The organism is Methylobacterium symbioticum (genome assembly GCF_902141845.1).
In the GTDB taxonomy this organism is placed as follows: domain Bacteria; phylum Pseudomonadota; class Alphaproteobacteria; order Rhizobiales; family Beijerinckiaceae; genus Methylobacterium; species Methylobacterium symbioticum.
On record NZ_CABFPH010000167.1, the window covers coordinates 1 to 7,576 of the forward strand.

Consider the following 7,576-nt stretch of genomic DNA (forward strand, 5'->3'; position numbering starts at 1 on the left):
CCGCGCCCCCCCGGGCCCCCCCCCCCCCCCTCCCCGCCCCGGTGGTGCGGGGGGGCGGGGGGCGCGGCCGCGGGCCGGCGGCCCGCGGGCCCCCCCGCGGCGGCCCCGCGTGCGGGGGGGCGGCGGGGGGCGGCGCCCCCGGCCCCCCCGCCTTCCCGGGGTTGTCCTCCGCGCCCCCCCGCGGCCCCCCCCGCCTCTTCGCGGCCGGCGTCACCCTGATCGGCCTCGGCGGCGGCCTGTTCGCCCACGGCACGCTCACCGCCTCGATGGCGGCGGCGGGCCCGGAGGATACCGGCCTGGCGCTCGGCGCCTGGGGCGCGGCGCAGGCGAGCGCGGCGGGCCTCGCCATCGCCGCGGGCGGCCTGCTGCGCGACGGCGGTGCGGCCATCGCCCAGTCGGGCGTGCTCGGCGAGGGCATGAACGAGCCCGCCATCGGCTACCTCATCGTCTACCACGTGGAGATCGCGCTGCTCTTCGCGGCCCTCGTGGCGATCGGTCCCCTCGTCCGCGCGGAGGGCGTCGCCGCCGCCCGCCTCGCCCAACGACCCGCCTGAGGAGGAATCCATGCCCCATGGCCTGCCGACCGGAGCGCTGACCTCTTACCTCGATGTCGCGCAGCTCACGCTCTACGCCTTCTGGCTCTTCTTCGCGGGCCTCGTCTTCTACCTGCGCCGCGAGGACCGCCGCGAGGGCTACCCCCTGGAGAACGAGGCGGTGGGGCGGCTCAAGAGCCCCGATCCGATCCTGATCCCGACGCCGAAGCATTTCCGGCTGTCGAGCGGCCACACCATGTACGCGCCGCAGACCAACGCAGCGCAGGACACCGCCGTCCCGAGCCGCAAGGTCGAGCCCTGGCCGGGCGCGCCCTACGAGCGCACCGAGACCTCGCTCCGGGCCGGCGTCGGCCCCGGCTCCTGGGTGCCGCGCCACGACGAGCACGACCGCACCTGGGACGGGGAGAAGCGCATCGTCCCCCTGCGGGTGGCCGACCATTTCGTGGTGCACGAGGATGGGCCGAACCCGATCGGCCGGCCGGTGCTGGGCGCCGACCGGGAGCCGGCGGGCACCGTCGTCGACCTCTGGGTCGACCGGGGCGAGAGCCTCGTGCGCTACTACGAGGTCGAACTGCCCGACGGCGCCCGCCGCCTGATGCCCTCGGCCTTCTGCCGCACGCCGTGGGGCGACGGCCCGGTCACCTCCGAGGCGCTGCTCGGCGCCCAGTTCGCCGAGATCCCGACGACGCGCGACCCCGACTCGGTGACGCTGCTGGAGGAGGAGCGCATCGTCGCCTGCTTCGGCGCCGGCACGCTCTACGCGGCGCCCGCCCGCGCGGAGCCGCTGCTGTGAGCGCCCCGCACCCGTCCGACTTCCTGCCCGAGGGCACGCCGCGCGGCCTGCCCGGGCCCCTGCCTCCGGGCGAGCGCATCCTCTGGCAGGGCGCGCCGACGACGCACGGCATATGGCTGCGGGTGTTCCACGCGCCTCTCGTCGCGCTGTGGTTCTGCGCCTGCGGGCTCGTCCTCGCCGCGACCGTGGAGACGCCGGCGCGCCTCGTGCTGCCGCTGCTGGCCGCGCTGGCCGCCGCCCTCGTCCTGCTCCGGCTCATCGCCGCCGCCTGCCACCGCACCACGCTCTACACGGTGACCGACCGGCGCCTCGTGCTGCAGATCGGCATGGCCCTGCCCGTCACCTACAACCTGCCCTTCGCCGCGGTGGAGGGGGCGGGCCTGCACCGGTTCCGCGACGGCAGCGGCGATCTGGCCGTGCAGCTGAAGGCGGGCGCCCGCATCGCCTATCTCCAGCTCTGGCCGCACGGCCGGCCCTGGCGGATCAGCCAGCCGGAGCCGATGCTGCGCAGCGTGCCCGACGCCGCGCAGGCCGCGGCGATCCTCGCCCGGGCGCTGACCCTGCACCGCGACGGGGCAACCTCGGCCGCGCCGGTGATCGTGGCGCGGCCCCGAAGCGACGCGGCCCCCGGCCGCCTGGTGGCGGCGGAGTGAGCGCCATGGCCGCCCGAGCCATCTCCCCCCTGATCGGGGCCGGCGCCCTCCTCGCCTTCACGGTCGGGGCGGTGTTCGTCAGCCGCAGCGGCGCGGCGCCGATGCAGCCGGCCGCCGAGCCCATCCCGGTCGCCGCCCTGGCCTTCCGCGCCGAGGACGAGGCCGATGGCGGGATCGCCCTGCGCGAGGCCGCCTCGGCGCAGGTCTTCGCCCGGATCCGCCCGGGCGAGGACGGCTTCGTGCGCGGGACGCTGCGCGGCCTCGCCCAGGCCCGCCAGCGCGAGGGGCTCGGCCCCGAGGAGCCCTTCCGCCTGCTGCGCTACGCCGACGGCAGCCTCACCTTACGCGACGACGCCACCGGCCGCCGCGTGGCCCTCGACGCCTTCGGCCGCAGCAACGCCGCCGCCTTCGCGCGGCTCATTCCCCAGGATGCCCACCCGGACGGAGACCGCCGATGACCTGGCTCGCGCGAACGCAAGTCGAGGTGCCCTGCACCGTCGAGATCGAGCAGACCCCCGAGAGCCTGCACGCCCATGTCACGCTGGATGCCGGCTTCGAGATCGAGCCCGGCGACGCGGTGACCGTGCACGACGCGCCGGTCTCCGTCCCCTACGGCGAGCGCCTCGTCGTGCGCCGCAGCGCCACCGTCTCCCGCGCCTCCCGCCTGGAGCGCGCCTGGACCAAGCTGATCGCCCATCTCGAGCTGACCGAGCTCTACGAGGTGAGCTTTTCCGAGAGGAGGAGCCTGTGACCGCGCATCCGAATCCCGTCCCGGCCCCCGCGCCGAAGAGTCCGGTCAACGATTCGACCCGCGCCGCGCAGGAGACCACCTTCCTGTCGCCGCGCTTCTACACCACGGATTTCGCCGAGCTCGACCGCACCGACGTCGAGCCGGTCCGCGCCCAGTGGGACGCGCTGATCGCCGAATTGCGCGCCGATCCCAACAAGCGCCACTTCGTCCGCAACGAGGAGTTCGACTGCGACCTCTCGCGGATGGAGCCGGAGCTCCGGAAGGAGTTCCTCGACTTCCTCGTCTCCTCGATCACCGCCGAGTTCTCGGGCTGCGTGCTCTACGCCGAGATGAGGAAGCGCGCCAAGAACAAGGACATCCGCGAGCTGTTCGGCTTCATGAGCCGCGACGAGGCGCGGCATGCCGGGTTCATCAACGACACGCTCAAGGATTTCGGCATCGGCGTCGATCTCGGATTCCTGACGAAGACCAAGAAATACACCTTCTTCCGGCCGAAATTCATCTTCTACGCGACCTATCTCTCCGAGAAGATCGGCTATGCCCGCTACATCACCATCTTCCGCGAGCTGGAGCGCCACCCGGAGCGGCGCATCCACCCGATCTTCAAGTGGTTCGAGCTCTGGTGCAACGACGAGTTCCGCCACGGCGAGGCCTTCGCCCTCCTGATGCGCGCCAACCCGAAGCTGACGAGCGGGCTCAATCGCTACTGGATCCGCTTCTTCCTGCTCGCGGTCTTCGCCACGATGTATGTGCGCGACCATCACCGCCCGGCCTTCCACAAGGCGCTCGGGGTCGATCCGACCGACTACGACTTCAAGGTCTTCCGCATCACCAGCGAGATCTCGAAGCAGACCTTCCCGGTCACCCTCGACCTCGACAACCCGAGATTCGGCGCCGGGCTCGACCGGCTGCTCGCCTGCTCGCGGGCCATCGCGGCGGCCAAGGCGCGGGGCGGGCTCCTCGGCGCGCTCGGCCAGGGCCTCCACGCCGCCCGCGCCGCGCTCGCCTTCGCCCGGCTCTACGCCCTCCCGGTTCACGAGCACGCCATGCCCGCCGACATCCGCCTGCGGCCGGTCTGGTGAGCGGATGAGCGCGCTCGGGGCCCCCGCGCTCGCCGCGATCCTGCTCTGGTGGTCCTCCACCGGGCTGATCCTGGCGCTCGACCACCTGCCGCGGCGCACGCACCGCTGGAGCATGGCCGGCGCCAGCCTCGTCCTCGGCCTCGCCCTCTGGGCGATCGCGGCGAGCGCGGGCGACCCCTCGGAGGCCGGCGCCTACACCGCCTTCGCGGCGGCGCTCGCCGTCTGGGGCTGGCAGGAGATGGCCTACTACATGGGCTTCGTCTCCGGCCCGCGGCCCGTGGCCTGCGCGCCGTCCGTGCGCGGCCTCGACCGGTTCCTGGCCGCGCTCGCCACCAGCCTCTGGCACGAATTCGCCATCGTGGTCGGGGGGCTCGCGATCCTCTGCCTGGTCTGGGGCGCGCCGAACCGGGTGGCGCTGTGGACCTACGCGGTCTTCATGGCGATGAACGCCTCGGCCCGGCTCAACCTCTATCTCGGGGTGCGCAACCTCCAGCTCGAATTCCTGCCGGAGCACCTGCGCTACCTCGCCTGCTACCTGCGCCAGCGGCCGATGAACGCGCTGTTCCCGCTCTCGGTGAGCCTCGGCACCACGGCAGCGGTGCTGCTGGGGCAGGGGGCGCTCGCCGCCGAGCTGCCGCATGCCCGCACCGGCCTCGCCCTGGTGGCGGCGCTGACGGCGCTCGCCGTGCTGGAACACTGGCTCCTGATGCTGCCGCTGCCCGCCGCCGCCCTCTGGCGCTGGAGCCTGCCGAAGGCGGCCGCGGGCAAGGCCGGCTCGGCCGGGGAGGGGGCGTGATGACGTCCCGCCTGCACACCGGAACCACGACGCGCCCCCTCTCCCGTTCGGGAGAGGGTTGGGGTGAGGGTCGAGAACGCCACGGAGAGGTCGCGACGGTGCGGCGGCTCCGGCTCCGCTCTGTCCGGACAGTTCTCATCCCTCACCCTGTCCCTCTCCCGAACGGGGGAGGGGACCCGCGCTCGACTCGGTATCGCCGCATCCCGGCCCCTGCCAGCGCAGAAGCCTTCAGGACGCACGCGTGAAACAACCAACAGGGGAGGAACGGCCCATGGACTACGATGCCTTCTTCGGGGCCGAGATCGGGTCCCTGCGCCGCGAGGGCCGCTACCGCATCTTCACCGAGCTGGAGCGGCGGGCCGGCGCCTTCCCGCAGGCGACGCACCACCACGGCACCGGCACGCGCCCCGTCACGGTCTGGTGCTCGAACGACTATCTCGGCATGGGCCAGCACCCGGCCGTGCTGAGCGCCATGCACGACGCCCTCGACCGCTGCGGGGCGGGGGCGGGCGGCACCCGCAACATCTCCGGCACCAATCACGAGCACGTCCTCTTGGAGCACGAGCTCGCCGATCTCCACGGCAAGGAGGCGGCCCTGCTCTTCACCTCGGGCTACGTCTCGAACTGGGCGGCGCTGGGCACGCTCGCCTCCCGCCTGCCGCACTGCGCCGTGTTCTCCGACTCGGAGAACCACGCCTCGATGATCGAGGGCATCCGCGCGAGCCGGGCCGAGCGCCACATCTTCCGCCACAACGATCCCGGCGACCTCGACGCCAAGCTGCGCCTCGTCGATCCGGCCCGGCCGAAGCTCGTCGCCTTCGAGTCGGTCTATTCCATGGACGGCGACATCGCGCCGATCGCGGAGATCTGCGACGTGGCGGAAGCCCATGGCGCGCTCACCTATCTCGACGAGGTCCACGCGGTCGGCCTCTACGGCGCGCGCGGCGGCGGCGTCTCGGAGCGGGACGGCCTCGCCCACCGCCTCGACGTGATCGAGGGGACGCTGGGCAAGGCCTTCGGCGTGCACGGAGGCTACATCACCGGCTCCGCCAGGCTCTGCGACTTCGTGCGCAGCTTCGCCTCGGGCTTCATCTTCACCACCTCGCTGCCGCCCGCGGTGGCGGCCGGGGCGGCGGCCAGCATCCGTCACCTCAAGGCGAGCGGGGCGGAGCGGGCGCGCCACCAGGACCGGGTCGCCCGCACCCGCGCGGCGCTGACGGCGGCGGGCATCCCGGTGCTGCCGAACGACAGCCACATCGTGCCGGTGATGGTCGGCGACCCCGTGCTCTGCAAGGCGATCTCCGACACCTTGCTCGACGAATTCGCGATCTACGTGCAGCCGATCAACTACCCCACCGTGGCGCGCGGCACCGAGCGCCTGCGCGTCACCCCCTCGCCGCTGCACACGGATGCCGACATCGCGCATCTGGTGGGCGCGCTCTCCGCGATCTGGGCGCGGATGGGCGTGGAGCGGAAGGCGGCGGAGTGACCCCAGCCCTCCCCCCACGGATCTCGGGCTTGCCCGAGATCCGCCCACCTCTGCCCAAGTCGGGCAGGCCCGGCTTGGGTGGGGGGAGGGATGACGCGGCGGCAAGAGGAGCGAGCCCATGGACAGCGTGAGCGCACGGCACCGGGAGCGCGCGCCGGAGACCGCCTCCGAACCCGCGGCCGCCGGGGAGCCCGCCCCCCGGAACCCCGCCCCGAAGGCACGCGCCCAGCCCCCCGTCTTCCCCTTCTCGGCCATCGTCGGCCAGGACGAGATGCGCCAAGCCCTCCTCGTCGCCGCGGTCGATCCATCGATCGGCGGCGTCCTGGTGCTCGGCGACCGCGGCACGGGGAAATCCACCGCGATCCGGGCGCTCGCCGCCCTGCTGCCGCCGATGCGGGCGGTGGCCGGCTGCCCCTATGCCTGCGATCCCGAAGGCCCGGCCGAATCCTGCCCGCACTGCGCGACGGGCGCCCCGCGCCGGGCCGAGACACGGCCGGTGCCGGTGGTGGACCTGCCGCTCGGCGCCACCGAGGACCGCGTCGTCGGCGCCCTCGACCTGGAGCGGGCCCTGACCCGCGGCGAGACGGCGTTCGAGCCGGGGCTGCTGGCCCGCGCCAACCGGGGCTTCCTCTATATCGACGAGGTCAACCTGCTGGACGACCACCTCGTGGACCTGCTCCTCGACGTGGCGGCCTCCGGCATCAACACGGTGGAGCGCGAGGGGCTGTCGCTGCGCCACCCGGCCCGCTTCGTCCTCGTCGGCTCCGGCAACCCGGAGGAGGGGGAGCTGCGCCCGCAGCTCCTCGACCGGTTCGGCCTCGCCTGCGCGGTGGAGACGCCCACGGACATCGCGACCCGGATCGCCGTGGTGCGCGCCCGCGACGCCTTCGAGCGGGACCCGGCCGGGTTCTGCGCCCGGCACGCGGCGGCGGAAGCCGGCCTGCGGGATCGGATCCTGGCGGGGCGGGCGCGGCTCGGCGCGGTCGCGGTGCCGGATGCCGCCCTGGAACGGGCGGCCCGGCTCTGCCTCGCGCTCGGCACCGACGGGTTGCGCGGCGAGCTGACCCTGATGCGCACCGCCCGCGCGCTCGCCGCCCTCGAGGGCGCGGCCACGGTCACGGACGATCACCTCACCCGCATCGCTCCCGCCGCCCTGCGCCACCGCCTGCGCCGCAACCCCCTCGACGAGACCGGCTCGGGCGCCCGCGTGGCCCGGGCGATCACGGAGGTCTTCGGGGGATGAGCGGGCCGCAAGCCTTTCCCTCCCCGGACCTCGGGCCTGCCCGAGGCCCGGGATGCGATCGGACAGGCGACGCCCCCTGGGCCACCGCCCTCCGCGTCGCCGCGCTCCTCGCCACCGATCCGCACGGGCTCGGCGGCGTGGTGGTGCGGGCCGGGGCCGGTCCGGTGCGGGACAGCTGGCTCGACGCCCTGCGCAGCGCCCTCGGCGGCCGTCCC

General features: G+C 74.1%; 9 protein-coding genes and 1 pseudogene. All 10 read left to right on the forward strand.

The annotated features are described in order from the left end of the window. Positions 1–554 (forward strand): PucC family protein (locus MET9862_RS27590; protein WP_185157034.1); only part of this gene is annotated, 554 nt, incomplete at its 5' end. A 22-nt stretch (positions 555–576) separates the two neighbouring features. Further along, a complete protein-coding gene (puhA, locus tag MET9862_RS27595; RefSeq protein ID WP_142586124.1) occupies positions 577–1,347 on the forward strand; it encodes a photosynthetic reaction center subunit H in 771 nt (256 codons plus the stop codon). Then, complete coding sequence (gene puhB, locus MET9862_RS27600; protein ID WP_142586117.1) at positions 1,344–2,000, forward strand: photosynthetic complex putative assembly protein PuhB; 657 nt, start codon at positions 1,344–1,346, stop codon at positions 1,998–2,000. Before puhA ends, puhB begins: the two co-directional genes overlap by 4 nt. Positions 2,001–2,005: 5 nt before the next feature. Next, the gene (gene puhC, locus MET9862_RS27605) at positions 2,006–2,458 is read left to right on the forward strand and encodes a photosynthetic complex assembly protein PuhC (RefSeq protein ID WP_142586118.1); all 453 of its coding nucleotides are present in this window, start codon (positions 2,006–2,008) and stop codon (positions 2,456–2,458) included. Then, positions 2,455–2,751: an O2-dependent cyclase accessory protein gene (locus MET9862_RS27610; protein WP_142586119.1), complete on the forward strand. Its 297-nt coding sequence runs from the start codon at positions 2,455–2,457 to the stop codon at positions 2,749–2,751. The genes puhC and MET9862_RS27610 overlap by 4 nt, the downstream gene beginning before the upstream one ends. Further along, positions 2,748–3,833 (forward strand): magnesium-protoporphyrin IX monomethyl ester (oxidative) cyclase, encoded by a 1,086-nt coding sequence (gene acsF / locus MET9862_RS27615; RefSeq protein ID WP_142586120.1) that lies wholly within the window; start codon positions 2,748–2,750, stop codon positions 3,831–3,833. The genes MET9862_RS27610 and acsF overlap by 4 nt, the downstream gene beginning before the upstream one ends. Positions 3,834–3,837: 4 nt before the next feature. Continuing rightward, positions 3,838–4,629 carry a putative photosynthetic complex assembly protein PuhE gene (puhE, locus tag MET9862_RS27620; RefSeq protein WP_142586121.1) on the forward strand — a complete coding sequence of 264 codons (792 nt, stop codon included), beginning with the start codon at positions 3,838–3,840 and terminating at the stop codon, positions 4,627–4,629. Positions 4,630–4,900: 271 nt separating this feature from the next. After that, on the forward strand, positions 4,901–6,118 hold the full coding sequence (gene hemA, locus MET9862_RS27625; protein WP_142586122.1) for a 5-aminolevulinate synthase: 1,218 nt from the start codon (positions 4,901–4,903) through the stop codon (positions 6,116–6,118). A gap of 271 nt (positions 6,119–6,389) precedes the next feature. Further along, on the forward strand, positions 6,390–7,361 hold the full coding sequence (bchI, locus tag MET9862_RS27630; RefSeq protein WP_244612939.1) for a magnesium chelatase ATPase subunit I: 972 nt from the start codon (positions 6,390–6,392) through the stop codon (positions 7,359–7,361). After that, positions 7,358–7,576, forward strand: a pseudogene (locus MET9862_RS27635) (hypothetical protein); the annotation flags it as partial. The gene bchI and the pseudogene MET9862_RS27635, both read left to right, overlap by 4 nt.